Source organism: Pseudomonas sp. LG1D9, from assembly GCF_002949995.1.
GTDB classification, from domain to species: Bacteria; Pseudomonadota; Gammaproteobacteria; order Pseudomonadales; family Pseudomonadaceae; genus Aquipseudomonas; species Aquipseudomonas proteolytica.
In genome coordinates this window covers 1,022,572-1,036,811 of sequence record NZ_CP026881.1, presented here as the reverse complement: position 1 = coordinate 1,036,811, position 14,240 = coordinate 1,022,572, and the positions used below count along the sequence as shown (strand labels likewise).

The window sequence follows — 14,240 nt, the reverse complement described above, 5'->3', positions numbered from 1 at the left end:
AGCAGAGTTTAACGGGTGGCCTGTAACAGGCGGCCCGTCCGAGGAGATAGCATGATCGTTCGTCCCGTACGCAGCAGCGATTTACCGGCCCTGATTGATCTGGCGCGCAGCACCGGCACCGGCCTTACCACCTTGCCGGCCAACGAAGAGCGTCTGACCCACCGGGTTGGCTGGGCTGAAAAGACCTTTCGCGGCGAAGCCGGGCGTGGTGATGCCGACTACCTGTTTGTGCTGGAAAACGACGAAGGCCGCGTGGTGGGGATTTCGGCGATCGCCGGTGCGGTCGGCCTGCGTGAGCCTTGGTACAACTTCCGGGTCGGCCTGACGGTCAGCGCCTCCCAGGAGCTGAATATCTACCGCGAGATCCCCACGCTGTTCCTGGCCAACGATCTGACGGGCAACTCCGAGCTGTGCTCGCTGTTCCTGCATGCCGATTACCGCAACGGCCTCAACGGCCGCATGCTGGCCAAGGCGCGGATGCTGTTCATTGCCGAGTTCCCGCAACTGTTCGGCAACAAGATCATTGCCGAGATGCGCGGTGTGTCCAACGAGGCCGGGCGTTCGCCGTTCTGGGAAAGCCTGGGCCGGCACTTCTTCAAGATGGAGTTCAGCCAGGCCGACTACCTCACCGGCGTGGGCAACAAGGCGTTTATCGCCGAACTGATGCCCAAGTTCCCGCTGTACACCTGCTTCTTGTCCGAGGACGCGCGCAACGTGATCGGCAAGGTCCATCCCGACACCGAGCCGGCCTTGAGCATGCTCAAGAGCGAAGGCTTCAGCTACCAGGGCTACGTCGATATCTTCGACGCAGGTCCGGCGGTGGAGTGTGAGACCGGCAAGATCCGTGCGGTGCGTGACAGCCAGGCGCTGGTGCTGGCCATCGGCACGCCGGGGGACGACGCCACGCCGTTCCTGATGCATAACCGTAAACGTGAAGATTGCCGCATCACCGCCGCACCGGCGCGCCTGGCGGCTGGCACCCTGGTGGTCGATCCGCTGACCGCCAAGCGCCTGCAACTGGTGGCCGGTGATCAAGTGCGTGCCGTATCGTTGTCTGCTGCCCGGGAGTCGAAATAATGAATTCGCTGTATATCGCAGGGAGCTGGCTGGCTGGCCAGGGTGAACGCTTTGAGTCGCTGAACCCGGTGACCCAGCAAGTGGTGTGGGCCGGCAATGGCGCCACCGTCGAGCAGGTTGAGTCCGCCGTGCAGGCCGCCCGCCAGGCCTTCCCGGCCTGGGCCATGCGCCCGCTGGAAGAGCGTATCGGCGTGCTGGAAACCTTCGCCGCGACCTTGAAAAGCCGCGCCGATGAAATCGCCCGTTGCATCGGCGAAGAAACCGGCAAGCCGCTGTGGGAGTCGGCTACCGAAGTCACCAGCATGGCTAACAAAATCGCGATCTCGGTGCAGAGCTACCGCGAACGTACCGGCGAGAAGAGCGGCCCCCTGGGCGACGCCAGCGCCGTGTTGCGCCACAAGCCGCACGGTGTGGTCGCGGTGTTCGGCCCCTACAACTTCCCCGGCCACTTGCCCAACGGGCATATCGTGCCGGCCTTGCTTGCGGGCAACACCGTGTTGTTCAAGCCGAGCGAGCTGACCCCTAAAGTGGCCGAGCTGACCGTGCAGTGCTGGGTCGAAGCCGGCCTGCCGGCGGGCGTCTTGAACCTGCTGCAAGGCGCGCGGGAGACCGGGATTGCCCTGGCCGCCAACCCGGGTATCGACGGTTTGTTTTTCACCGGCTCCAGCCGCACCGGCAACCACCTGCACCAGCAGTTCGCCGGGCGCCCGGACAAGATCCTGGCGCTGGAAATGGGCGGCAACAACCCGCTGGTGGTCGATCAGGTGGCCGATGTCGATGCGGCGGTCTACACCATCATCCAGTCCGCTTTCATTTCGGCCGGCCAGCGCTGCACCTGCGCCCGGCGCCTGCTGGTACCGGAAGGCGCCTGGGGTGATGCACTGCTGGCGCGCCTGGTTGCCGTCAGCGCGACGATTGCCGTGGGCGCCTTCGACCAGCAACCGCCGCCCTTCATGGGCTCGGTGATTTCCCTGGGCGCGGCCAAGGCCTTGATGGATGCCCAGGAGCTGATGCTGGCCAACGGCGCCGTGGCGCTGCTGGAAATGACCCAGCCCCAGGCGCAGGCAGCCTTGTTGACGCCTGGCATCATCGACGTGACCGCCGTGACCGAGCGTGAGGACGAAGAGCTGTTCGGCCCGTTGCTGCAAGTGATTCGCTACGCGGATTTCGAAGCGGCGATCCGTGAAGCCAACAACACCCAATACGGTTTGGCCGCAGGGTTGCTGTCGGACTCCGAGGCGCGCTACCAGCAGTTCTGGCTGCAGAGCCGTGCGGGTATCGTCAACTGGAACAAACAGCTGACCGGCGCGGCGAGCACCGCGCCATTTGGTGGGGTAGGGGCGTCGGGCAATCATCGCGCCAGTGCCTATTACGCAGCGGATTATTGCGCGTACCCGGTGGCATCGTTGGAGACCCCGAGTTTGGTGCTGCCAGCAACCCTCACCCCTGGCATTACGCTGATCTAAAAATGTGGGAGCGGGCTTGCTCGCGAATGCGGTCTGTCAGTTGATAGATTAGGTAACTGGTCCGCCGCCTTCGCGAGCAAGCCCGCTCCCACATTCGATCTGTGGTGTGATGAAGATTGTTTATAAAAACAGATGTTCGTGGAGCCTCGCCGATGAAATCCTGTGAAGTCAATTTTGACGGTCTCGTGGGGCCGACCCATAACTACGGCGGTTTGTCCTACGGCAACGTCGCGTCCCAGAGCAACAGCCAGCAATCCTCCAACCCCAAGGAAGCGGCGCTGCAGGGCCTGGCGAAAATGAAAGCCCTGATGGACATGGGCTTTGTGCAAGGTGTACTGGCGCCTCAGGAACGTCCGGATGTGGCCGCGCTGCGCCGCCTTGGCTTTGCCGGCAGCGATGCCCAGGTGATCCAGCAGGCGGCCAAGCAAGCCATGCCGTTGCTGGTTGCCAGCTGTTCCGCATCGAGCATGTGGGTGGCCAACGCCGCCACTGTCAGCCCGAGCGCCGACACCTTTGACGGGCGTGTGCATTTCACTGCCGCGAACCTCAACTGCAAATACCACCGCAGCATCGAACACCCGACCACCAGCCGCGTGCTGGGGGCGATGTTTGCCGATCAGCAGCACTTCGCCCACCACGCCGCGTTGCCGGCGGTGGCGCAGTTCGGTGACGAAGGCGCGGCCAACCACACGCGTTTCTGCCGCGAATATGGCGAGGCGGGCGTGGAGTTTTTCGTGTTTGGCCGCAGTGCGTTCGACACCCGCTACCCGGCGCCGCAAAAGTACCCGGCGCGCCAGACCCTCGAAGCGTCCCAGGCAGTTGCGCGCCTGCACGGCCTGCAGGATGACGGGGTGGTCTACGGCCAGCAGAACCCGGCGGTGATTGATGCCGGGGTGTTCCACAACGACGTGATCGCTGTGGGCAACGGTGAAGTGCTGTTCTATCACGAGGATGCGTTCCTCAATACCGACCAGATGCTCGCTGAACTGCAGGCCAAGCTGGGCAAGGTCGGCGGCAACTTCCAGGCGATCTGCGTACCCCGCGCCCTGGTCAGTGTCGAAGACGCCGTGCGCTCCTACCTGTTCAACAGCCAGTTGTTGAGCCGCGCTGACGGGTCGATGCTGCTGATCGTGCCCGAAGAGTGCCGCAACAACGAACGCGTCTGGCACTACCTGCAAAGCCTGACCAGCTCCGGCGGGCCGATCGGCGAAGTCAAAGTCTTCGACCTCAAGCAAAGCATGCAGAACGGCGGTGGCCCGGCCTGCCTGCGTTTGCGCGTAGCGTTGAAGGAGAGTGAACTGGCGGCGGTCAATCCAGGGGTTATCATGACTGCACCGCTGTATGAAACGTTGACCCAATGGGTCGACAAGCACTACCGCGACAGCCTGCGCGAAGCCGACCTGGCTGACCCGCAGTTGCTGCTCGAATGTCGCACGGCATTGGATGAACTGACGCAAATCCTTAAACTGGGCGCGGTTTATCCTTTCCAGATCAATTAATACCCCACGGCTGAGACCTATTTATGACCACCGATACCCTGAAGCTGATCCTTGAAGACACCGACGGCACCCAGCTGGAAACCTCCTGCACTCGCCTGGCCGTGGTATGGCAGGGCAAGGAAATCTGGATCCAGCACGACGGCCGTGGCCAACTGCTGATCGGCGTGGATGTGGAAGAAGGTGATGCCGAATACGCCAACCTGCTGATGCGTCCCCTGGCCACCAACCTGATGAGCCTGCAGCTGGAAATGGAACCGGCCGATGTTGAAGGTGATGACGACGATCACGTCCACGGCCCAGGCTGCAACCACTAAGGAAGCTGCTCTATGCTCGCCCTCGGCAAACTGCTTGAACTGACCCTCGCCGGTCGTGAACCGGCGCAAAAAATTCAACTGACTGTCGACGGCGTGCAGATGCGCTGGCTCAGTGAGGGCGCACTCGAAGTGCGGCCTCCGCAAGCCCGGGACAATGGCGCCGACGTGCTGCTGTCGTCCGGCATCCATGGCAACGAAACCGCGCCGATCGAATTGGCCGACCGCTTGCTGCATGGCATCGCCCGTGGGGAGATCAAGCCCCGCACCCGTATTCTGTTCCTGTTCGGTAACCCCGAGGCCATGCGTCGCGGCGAGCGTTACCTCGAACAGGACGTCAACCGGCTGTTCAATGGCCGTCACGAACAAAGCATCGGCCCGGAAGCGATGCGCGCGGCCGAGCTCGAACAGTTGGCCCGTACCTTCTTCAGCGTGCCTGACCGTAGTCGTTTGCACTACGACCTGCATACGGCGATTCGTGGCTCGAAGATCGAGCAGTTCGCGCTTTATCCGTTCAAAGAAGGGCGCCAGCACTCCCGCGCCGAACTGGCCCGCCTGCGGGCGGCGGGGATGGAAGCGGTGCTGTTGCAGAACAAGACCTCCATTACCTTCACCGCGTTTACCTACGAGCAACTGGGCGCTGAGTCGTTCACCCTGGAGTTGGGCAAGGCCCGGCCATTCGGGCAGAACCAGGGGGTGGATGTATCGCGCCTGGAAACCCGCCTCATACAGATCATCGAAGGCAACGAGCCGGCCACCGACGGCCTGGACGGCCTGAAGTTGTTCAGCGTGGCCCGGGAAGTGATCAAGCACAGCGACGCCTTCACCCTGCATTTGCCGGCGGACGTGGAGAATTTTTCGCCGCTGGAGAAGGGCTATCTGCTGGCCGAGGACATTGCCAAGACCCGCTGGGTGATCGAGGAGGAGGGCGCGCGCATCATCTTCCCCAACCCCAAGGTCAAGAATGGCTTGCGGGCAGGCATCCTGATTGTGCCGACCACGGACGCCGGCCTGGTCTAGATCCAAATGTGGGAGCGGGCAAGCCCGCTCCCACAATTGGTTTTGCGGTGCGGCTTAGACTGCTAAGGCGCGTGGCTCATTGCGGCGGATCGCACGGATCTTGTGCAGAGTATCGGCACAGGTCTGCGCGGCTTCCTTGCCCTTGTGCACAAAGTGCTCAAAGAAGAAGTTGTGATGCTCGCTGCCCGCGTGGAAATGATGCGGGGTGAGGGACACCGAGAACACTGGCACTTCAGTTTCCAACTGCACCTGCATCAGGCCGCTGACCACTGATTGCGCGACGAATTCATGGCGGTAGATCCCACCGTCCACCACCAGCGCGGCGGCGACGATGCCGGCGTAGCGGCCGGACTTGGCCAGCAGCTTGGCGTGCAGGGGCATTTCAAAGGCGCCGCCGACTTCAAAGAAATCGATATCCGATTCCTGGTAGCCCTGGGCGATCATTTCGGCGAGGAAGCCTTTACGGCTCTGATCAACAATATCTTTGTGCCAGCAAGCCTGGATAAACGCGACGCGCTCACCGTGATGGTTTTTGCTCTTGCTGTCGATTGCGGTGGGTTGCATGTTCTGACTCCTGTTTATGAAAAAAACAGGGCGTTATGAATCGAATGGGATTTAAGGGTACGGCCGAATCGATCATGCCAGGCATGATTTCTCGCACACGGCCCTTAGGCGCCAATCCCGTTCTCTCTTCATCCGGACTATGACCGTCGGCCCCGGGATCACACCGGGTCTGCTGACCTTGCCGCCGTCCTGCATAAGCAGTTCGAGGCGCCAAGCGCTCGCGGGCTATGCGTATTGCACGCAATTACCGCCGGTGGGGAATTACACCCCGCCCTGAGAACGTTGCCACCAGAACCCTGGCAGCGGAGAGTTTTTACCATACATTTCGAAAAACTGCATAGGGTGCTTGTTGATATCGACTATCGACAGGTTTGCAGCCCTGTAGGAGCCGGCAAGCCGAATCCTACAAGGGCAGGGGTTGATATTTGCCCGTGATACCCGCAGTAATCGGTTACAACAGGGAACTCCCCACACGCAGAGGCCAGCTTGATGTCCGTGATTGATCTTCGTAGCGACACCGTGACCCAACCCACCCCAGGCATGCGCGATGCCATGGCCAGCGCGCCGAGCGGCGATGATGTCTACGGTGAAGACCCCAGCGTCAACCACCTTGAGGCCGAACTGGCCAAGCGCCTGGGCTTTGCCGCCGCGCTGTTCGTGCCTACCGGTACCATGAGCAACCTGCTGGCGCTGATGGCTCACTGCGAGCGGGGCGAGGAATACATCGTCGGCCAGCAAGCCCACACCTACAAATACGAGGGCGGCGGCGCGGCGGTATTGGGCTCGATCCAGCCGCAGCCCCTGGAAGTCCAGGCCGACGGTTCGCTGGACCTGGCCCAGGTCGCAGAAGCCATCAAGCCGGATGACTTCCACTTCGCCCGCACCCGGCTGTTGGCCCTGGAAAACACCATGCAGGGCAAAGTGCTGCCCATCAGCTACCTGGCTGCCGCACGCGCGTTTACCCGTAAGCATGGCCTGGCCCTGCACCTGGACGGCGCGCGCCTGTACAACGCAGCGGTCAAGCTGGGTGTGGATGCGCGGGAGATTACCCAGCATTTCGATTCGGTCTCGGTATGCCTGTCCAAGGGCCTTGGCGCGCCGGTGGGCTCGGTGCTGTGCGGCTCCAGTGCGTTGATCGCCAAGGCTCGCCGTTTGCGCAAGATGGTCGGCGGTGGCATGCGCCAGGCCGGTTCGCTGGCAGCGGCGGGGCTGTATGCCCTGGACCATCAGGTGGCACGCCTGGCCGAAGATCACGCCAATGCCTTGTGGTTGGGCGACGAGCTGCGCAAGGCCGGTTATAGCGTGGAGCCGGTACAGACCAACATGGTCTACGTGCAGATCGGCGAGCATGCCCAGGCGCTGAAAGCCTTTGCCGAGGATCGCGGGATCAAGTTGAGTGCGGCGCCGCGCCTGCGCATGGTCACGCACCTGGACGTCAGCCGGGCACAGATCGAACAAGTGTTGGCGACATTTGTCGAGTTTTCCCGGAAATGACAGTGCAGACCGTCTAATTGACTGTTTCTATCGTATAAACACGCTGTACCACGGGCAAAGGGCCGATATAATGCGGCCCTTTGCCGTCGCTCCGTCTGATTGATGTTGCGCACTGGCCTTTGGCCGCAGCCTCCGTGGAAGAACCTAATGAAAAGCGCAGAAATCCGTGAAGCCTTCCTTCGCTTCTTCGAAGAGCAAGGTCACACCCGTGTCTCCTCCAGCTCTTTGATCCCAGGCAATGACCCAACCCTGCTGTTCACCAACGCGGGGATGAACCAGTTCAAGGACTGCTTCCTGGGCCAGGAAAAACGCGCCTACACCCGTGCTGTCAGCAGCCAGAAGTGCGTGCGCGCCGGTGGTAAGCACAACGACCTGGAAAACGTCGGCTATACCGCCCGTCACCACACCTTTTTCGAAATGCTCGGCAACTTCAGCTTTGGCGACTATTTCAAGCAAGACGCGATCAACTTCGCCTGGACCTTCCTCACTGGCGTGCTGAAACTGCCGAAGGAAAAACTCTGGGTCACGGTCTACGCCAGCGATGACGAGGCCTACGACATCTGGACCAAGGAAGTCGGCGTGCCGGCCGAGCGCATGGTGCGTATCGGCGACAACAAAGGCGCCCCGTACGCCTCCGACAACTTCTGGACCATGGGCGATACCGGCCCGTGCGGCCCGTGCACCGAGATCTTCTACGATCACGGCGCCGACATCTGGGGCGGCCCACCGGGCTCGCCAGAAGAAGACGGCGACCGCTACATCGAGATCTGGAACAACGTGTTCATGCAGTTCAACCGCACCGCCGATGGCGTGTTGCATCCGTTGCCAGCACCGTCGGTCGACACCGGCATGGGCCTTGAGCGGATCAGTGCGGTGATGCAGCACGTGCACTCCAACTACGAAATCGACCTGTTCCAAAGCCTGCTGGCGGCGGCGGCCAAGGCCATCGGCTGCGCCAACGACGACCAGGCATCGCTCAAAGTGGTGGCTGACCACATTCGTTCCTGCGGCTTCCTGATTGCCGATGGCGTGCTGCCATCCAACGAAGGCCGTGGCTACGTGCTGCGTCGCATCATTCGTCGGGCCTGCCGTCACGGCAACAAGCTGGGCGCCAGCGGCAGCTTCTTCTACCAGATCGTCGCGGCCCTGGTGGCCGAGATGGGCCAGGCGTTCCCCGAACTCACCCAGAACCAGGCGCACATTGAGCGCGTGCTCAAGGCTGAAGAAGAGCAGTTCGCCAAGACCCTGGAGCAGGGCCTGAAAATCCTCGAGCAAGACCTCGCCGAGTTGAAAGGCGACGTGGTGCCGGGTGATGTGGTGTTCAAGCTCTACGACACCTACGGCTTCCCGATGGACCTGACCGGCGATATCGCCCGCGAGCGCAACCTGACCCTCGACGAGGCCGGTTTCGAGCGCGAGATGGAAGCCCAGCGCGTGCGCGCACGTTCGGCCAGCTCCTTTGGCATGGACTACAACAGCCTGGTGAAGGTTGACGTGGCCACCGAATTTACCGGTTACACCGCCACCAACGGTTCGGCCAAGGTGGTTGCCCTCTATAAAGAAGGCCAATCGGTTGATGTCTTGAATGAAGGCGATGAGGGCGTGGTGGTCCTTGATCAGACTCCGTTCTACGCCGAATCCGGTGGTCAGATTGGCGACTGTGGCGTGCTCAAGGCAGCCTCCGGTCGTTTTGATGTGCGTGACACCACCAAGACCGGCGGCGCGTTCCTGCACCACGGTGTGCTGGCGTCGGGCAGCCTGCTGGTGGGCGCGCCAGTGGAAACCCAGGTGGACGCCGACGTGCGCCACGCCACTGCGCTGAACCACTCGGCCACCCACTTGCTGCACGCCGCGCTGCGCCAGGTACTGGGCGAGCACGTCCAGCAGAAGGGTTCGTTGGTCGACAGCCAGCGCCTGCGCTTCGACTTCAGCCACTTCGAAGCGATCAAGCCTGAGCAGATCAAGGCCCTGGAAGATATCGTCAACGCCGAGGTGCGCAAGAACACCCCGGTGGAAACCGAAGAAACCGACATCGAGACCGCCAAGGCCAAAGGCGCCATGGCGCTGTTCGGCGAGAAATACGGCGACAACGTACGCGTACTGAGCATGGGCGGCAGCTTCTCCGTGGAGCTGTGCGGTGGTATCCATGCCAAGCGCACCGGCGACATCGGCCTGCTGAAAATCATCAGCGAAGGCGGTGTGGCTTCCGGTGTACGGCGTATCGAGGCAGTGACCGGTGCTGCGGCCCTGGCCTATCTCAATGCGGCCGAAGAACAACTCAAGGAAGCGGCGACCCTGGTCAAGGGCAGCCGTGACAATCTGATCGACAAGCTCTCTGCCGTACTGGAGCGCAACCGCCTGCTGGAAAAACAGCTGGAGCAGTTGCAAGCCAAGGCGGCCAGCGCAGCGGGCGACGACTTGTCGGCCTCGGCACTGGACATCAAGGGCGTGAAGGTTCTGGCCGCACGCCTGGACGGTCAGGACGGCAAGGCGTTGTTGGCCTTGGTCGATCAGTTGAAGAACAAGCTCGGCCGCGCAGTGATCCTGCTCGGCAGTGTCCATGAGGAAAAGGTCGTACTGGTTGCCGGTGTAACCAAGGACCTGACTGGCCAACTCAAGGCCGGTGATTTGATGAAGCAAGCTGCTGCGGCAGTGGGCGGCAAGGGCGGCGGTCGTCCGGACATGGCGCAAGGCGGTGGTGTAGACGCTGGAGCCCTGGACGCGGCGCTGGCCCTGACCGTGCCATTTGTCGAAGCCGGTATTTAAGGCGCTGTCGGCGGGCCCATGCTTAAGGCATGGGCTTGCCTAGGTACTGGAAGATTTGTTTATTGGGCGCCCCTTTACGGGCTGAGGCGGCTTAGAAATGGCTTTGATCGTACAGAAATTTGGAGGCACCTCGGTCGGCTCTGTCGAAAGAATCGAGCAGGTCGCCGACAAGGTTAAGAAATTCCGCGATGCGGGCGACGACCTGGTTGTGGTGCTGTCGGCCATGAGCGGCGAGACCAATCGCCTGATCGAGCTGGCCAAGCAAATCAGCGGTGATCAAGCTCCGCTGGCACGTGAGCTGGATGTGATCGTGTCCACGGGCGAGCAAGTGACCATTGCCCTGTTGGCCATGGCGCTGAACAAGCGTGGCGTTCCGGCGGTGTCCTACACTGGCACTCAGGTACGGATCCTGACAGACAGCGCGCATACCAAGGCGCGCATCCTGCAGATTGACGACCAGAAGATTCGTGGTGACCTGAAGGCCGGTCGCGTAGTGGTTGTCGCCGGTTTCCAGGGCGTTGACGAGCACGGCAATATCACGACCTTGGGCCGTGGTGGCTCCGACACCACTGGTGTGGCGCTGGCGGCAGCCTTGAAGGCTGACGAATGCCAGATCTACACGGATGTGGACGGCGTCTACACTACCGATCCGCGCGTGGTGTCCGTGGCCCAGCGCCTGGACAAGATCACCTTCGAAGAGATGCTGGAAATGGCCAGCCTCGGCTCCAAGGTGCTGCAGATCCGTGCGGTGGAGTTCGCCGGCAAGTACAACGTACCGCTGCGCGTATTGCACAGCTTTAAAGAGGGTCCGGGCACCCTCATTACTATTGATGAAGAGGAATCCATGGAACAGCCGATCATTTCCGGCATCGCCTTTAATCGCGATGAAGCCAAGCTGACCATCCGTGGCGTGCCAGACACCCCGGGCGTGGCATTCAAGATTCTCGGGCCGATCAGTGGCGCGAACATTGAAGTCGACATGATCGTGCAGAACGTTGCGCACGATAACACCACCGACTTCACCTTCACCGTGCACCGCAACGAGTACGACGCGGCCGAACGTATCCTGCAGAACACTGCCAAGGAGATCGGCGCTCGTGAAGTGGTGGGCGACACCAAGATCGCCAAGGTGTCGATCGTAGGTGTGGGCATGCGCTCCCATGCGGGTGTTGCCAGCCGCATGTTCGAGTCCCTGGCCAAGGAGACCATCAATATCCAGATGATCTCCACCTCGGAGATCAAGGTGTCGGTGGTGATCGAAGAGAAGTACCTGGAGCTGGCTGTGCGTGCACTGCATACCGCTTTCGAACTGGACGCGCCGGCTCGACAGGGCGAGTAACGCGTTGCCAGGAAGGCGCGGTTGATCCGCGCCTTTCTTTTTTGTCGGGTGAGGGTGCAGGCCTGTTCTTTTGTCCGTGCTCGACAATACTTAGGCATGTAGGGTCATGGCCGCTGGGTCATGGGGCCAAGGCCTTTTTTTGCAGACTGTTGTTCCCGAAATGAAATGCGTGAGGAGAAAGGTATGCTGATTCTGACTCGTCGATGCGCAGAAAGCCTGATTATTGGTGATGGCGAAATCACCGTGACCGTGCTTGGCGTCAAAGGCAATCAAGTGCGGATTGGGGTCAATGCCCCCAAAGAGGTGGCCGTCCACCGTGAGGAAATCTACCTGCGGATCAAGAAAGAGAAGGACGACGAACCAAGCCATTAATTTTTATCGTTTTTTATGTTTGCAAACGGGGATGAAGCTGGTTAATATACGCCCCGTGTTGCGGAGAGCTGGCCGAGTGGCCGAAGGCGCTCCCCTGCTAAGGGAGTACACCTCAAAAGGGTGTCGGGGGTTCGAATCCCCCGTTCTCCGCCATTATTTGCTTAGTACGTTGCAATCTGGTTTTTTCGCTAAGTTGTTGAAATTAAACGAAAAAATAGCTTTACATAGAGATTGAACGGCCTATAATGCGCGGCAACAAATGCACTCGTAGCTCAGCTGGATAGAGTACTCGGCTACGAACCGAGCGGTCACAGGTTCGAATCCTGTCGAGTGCACCATTTAAGAGTTAGTTGCAGCAATGCAGGTAACTTGGCTCCAACCAGTTGTGATCTGGTATAAAACCACAATCTGCACTCGTAGCTCAGCTGGATAGAGTACTCGGCTACGAACCGAGCGGTCACAGGTTCGAATCCTGTCGAGTGCACCATACAAACAAAAAGCCCGCCTAGTGCGGGCTTTTTGCCGTCTGGGGTTTTTATTTTCCTGTTGCGGGTCGAGTGTTTTTTGTTGGGCCTATCTCGGTCGCGCATGTTTTTCTCTCGCCTATGTGTTTTCTTTTCTGTCGGTGTCGTCGCAGTTTCATACGTGCGGCCAATACTCAGCTTTGCTGCGCAAGCGCTTGTTCTTTCCAGTTTTTTAACGTTTAAAGCGGGCGCAACGTGTATCATTGCGCCCGTCAGCCCCGCCGGGGCTTGTGGAATACCTCCATGGACTTACCCAGTAGTTACTCAGTACCCCGTTTTACCAATCATGAATTGACTGATTGATCCCTCCGGCGTGCCCCGCTGCTGGGAGTGGAGTTCGCCTATGACCGAAGTAGAAGTAAAGAAAACACAAGAAAGCCTGCAGGATCGCCTGGCGCAAGTCGTCGAGCTGCTGCATCGCCAGCGTGTGGTCGAAGATCTGACCCATCGCCAGGAAGGTCCTCATCATGACCGGGTCGAGAACCTGGTCCACCGGCAGAATCTCGTCGAATTGCAGCGCAAGCTCGATGACCTGCACTCTGCCGACGTTGCCTACATCCTTGAAGCCCTGCCGCTGGACGACCGTCTGACGCTTTGGCAGTTGGTCAAGGCTGACCGCGATGGCGACATCCTCCTTGAAGTATCCGACTCGGTGCGTGAGACCCTGATCGCCGACATGGACGATCACGAGCTCCTGGCTGCGGCCAAGGAGATGGACGCCGACGAGCTGGCCGACCTGGCCCCTGAACTGCCCCGTGATGTTGTCCATGAGCTGATGGAGACCCTCGACGGCCAGCAGCGTGAGCGAGTGCGCTCCGCGTTGTCCTATGACGAGGAGCAGGTCGGTGCGCTGATGGACTTCGAAATGGTGACCATCCGTGAGGATGTCAGCCTGGAAGTTGTCCTGCGTTACCTGCGGCGCCTCAAGGAACTGCCGGGGCACACAGACAAGCTGTTTGTGGTCGACTATGAAGGCATCCTCAAGGGCGTGCTGCCAATCAAGCGCCTGCTGGTCAATGATCCAGACAAGCAGGTAGCCGAGGTCATGGCCAGCGACCCGGTCAGTTTTCATCCTGATGAAGATGCCTATGATGCCGCCCAGGCATTTGAGCGTTATGACTTGATCTCGGCCCCGGTTGTCGACAAGAACGGCAAGCTTATCGGTCGTTTGACCATCGACGAGATGGTCGACCTGATCCGTGAAGAAAGCGAAAACGAAGTCCTCAACATGGCGGGTCTGCGTGAAGAGGAAGATATTTTTGCGTCAGTCTGGCGATCCCTGAGCAACCGTTGGGCGTGGCTGGCGGTCAATCTGGTCACTGCGTTCATTGCATCGCGGGTGATTGGCCTGTTTGAGGGCTCTATCGAGAAGCTGGTGGCGTTGGCAGCGCTGATGCCCATCGTGGCCGGTATTGGCGGCAACTCGGGTAACCAGACCATCACCATGATCGTGCGGGCGATGGCCCTGGATCAGGTGAGTACGGGCAATACTTCGCGCTTGATGCGCAAGGAATTGGCGGTGGGTCTGATCAATGGCCTGGTGTGGGGTGGTGTCATTGGTGTGGTGGCCTATCTGCTGTATGGCAGTTGGTCCCTGGGGGTGGTCATGACTGCGGCCATGACGCTCAACCTGTTGCTGGCAGCGTTGATGGGGGTATTGATCCCCATGACCCTGGCACGCCTTGGGCGCGACCCTGCGATGGGCGCCAGTGTGATGATCACCGCCATGACCGACAGTGGCGGCTTCTTCATCTTCCTGGGCTTGGCCACGATCTTCCTGCTCTGACCCGCAGCTCGCTCCCACTTCT

General features: G+C 60.5%; 11 protein-coding genes, 3 tRNA genes and 1 riboswitch. Of the genes, 13 read left to right on the top strand and 1 reads right to left on the bottom strand.

The genetic code is table 11. The features are described 5' to 3' along the window. Window positions 1-51: 51 nt before the first annotated feature. From astA to astE, 5 genes are all read left to right on the top strand, one after another. Window positions 52-1,077 (top strand): arginine N-succinyltransferase, encoded by a 1,026-nt coding sequence (gene astA, locus C5F71_RS05070; protein WP_070994679.1) that lies wholly within the window; start codon window positions 52-54, stop codon window positions 1,075-1,077. Continuing rightward, window positions 1,074-2,543 (top strand): succinylglutamate-semialdehyde dehydrogenase, encoded by a 1,470-nt coding sequence (gene astD / locus C5F71_RS05065; protein ID WP_177410424.1) that lies wholly within the window; start codon window positions 1,074-1,076, stop codon window positions 2,541-2,543. Before astA ends, astD begins: the two co-directional genes overlap by 4 nt. A 152-nt stretch (window positions 2,544-2,695) precedes the next feature. After that, on the top strand, window positions 2,696-4,042 hold the full coding sequence (astB, locus tag C5F71_RS05060; RefSeq protein WP_104910750.1) for an N-succinylarginine dihydrolase: 1,347 nt from the start codon (window positions 2,696-2,698) through the stop codon (window positions 4,040-4,042). Between the two features lie 23 nt (window positions 4,043-4,065). Then, complete coding sequence (locus tag C5F71_RS05055; RefSeq protein WP_029294458.1) at window positions 4,066-4,356, top strand: hypothetical protein; 291 nt, start codon at window positions 4,066-4,068, stop codon at window positions 4,354-4,356. Window positions 4,357-4,368: 12 nt separating this feature from the next. Beyond that, window positions 4,369-5,373, top strand: coding sequence for a succinylglutamate desuccinylase (gene astE, locus C5F71_RS05050; RefSeq protein WP_092237648.1), 1,005 nt, complete (start codon window positions 4,369-4,371; stop codon window positions 5,371-5,373). 54 nt (window positions 5,374-5,427) lie between these two features. Here astE and C5F71_RS05045 read toward each other — a convergent pair whose 3' ends face one another. Further along, window positions 5,428-5,937 carry a 6,7-dimethyl-8-ribityllumazine synthase gene (locus C5F71_RS05045; protein WP_029294462.1) on the bottom strand — a complete coding sequence of 170 codons (510 nt, stop codon included), beginning with the start codon at window positions 5,935-5,937 and terminating at the stop codon, window positions 5,428-5,430. 115 nt (window positions 5,938-6,052) lie between these two features. Further along, window positions 6,053-6,222, bottom strand: a riboswitch (FMN riboswitch). A 204-nt stretch (window positions 6,223-6,426) separates the two neighbouring features. Between C5F71_RS05045 and ltaE the strand changes: the two genes are divergently transcribed. The 8 genes from ltaE to mgtE all read left to right on the top strand — a co-directional run bounded on the left by ltaE (window position 6,427) and on the right by mgtE (window position 14,218). After that, window positions 6,427-7,431, top strand: a complete 1,005-nt coding sequence (ltaE, locus tag C5F71_RS05040; RefSeq protein WP_104910749.1) for a low-specificity L-threonine aldolase — start codon at window positions 6,427-6,429, stop codon at window positions 7,429-7,431. A 147-nt stretch (window positions 7,432-7,578) separates the two neighbouring features. Then, entirely contained in the window at window positions 7,579-10,197 is a 2,619-nt protein-coding gene (alaS, locus tag C5F71_RS05035) for an alanine--tRNA ligase (RefSeq protein ID WP_104910748.1), read from the top strand. Between the two features lie 97 nt (window positions 10,198-10,294). After that, window positions 10,295-11,536, top strand: coding sequence for an aspartate kinase (locus C5F71_RS05030; RefSeq protein ID WP_029294469.1), 1,242 nt, complete (start codon window positions 10,295-10,297; stop codon window positions 11,534-11,536). A 183-nt stretch (window positions 11,537-11,719) separates the two neighbouring features. After that, window positions 11,720-11,908: a carbon storage regulator CsrA gene (gene csrA / locus C5F71_RS05025; protein ID WP_003178872.1), complete on the top strand. Its 189-nt coding sequence runs from the start codon at window positions 11,720-11,722 to the stop codon at window positions 11,906-11,908. Window positions 11,909-11,970: 62 nt separating this feature from the next. Continuing rightward, window positions 11,971-12,061, top strand: a tRNA-Ser gene (locus C5F71_RS05020). A 108-nt stretch (window positions 12,062-12,169) separates the two neighbouring features. Beyond that, a tRNA-Arg gene (locus C5F71_RS05015) sits at window positions 12,170-12,246 on the top strand. Between the two features lie 72 nt (window positions 12,247-12,318). Next, window positions 12,319-12,395: transfer RNA gene (locus tag C5F71_RS05010), tRNA-Arg, on the top strand. A gap of 380 nt (window positions 12,396-12,775) precedes the next feature. Beyond that, entirely contained in the window at window positions 12,776-14,218 is a 1,443-nt protein-coding gene (gene mgtE, locus C5F71_RS05005; RefSeq protein WP_029294474.1) for a magnesium transporter, read from the top strand. The last annotated feature ends 22 nt before the right edge of the window (window positions 14,219-14,240 follow it).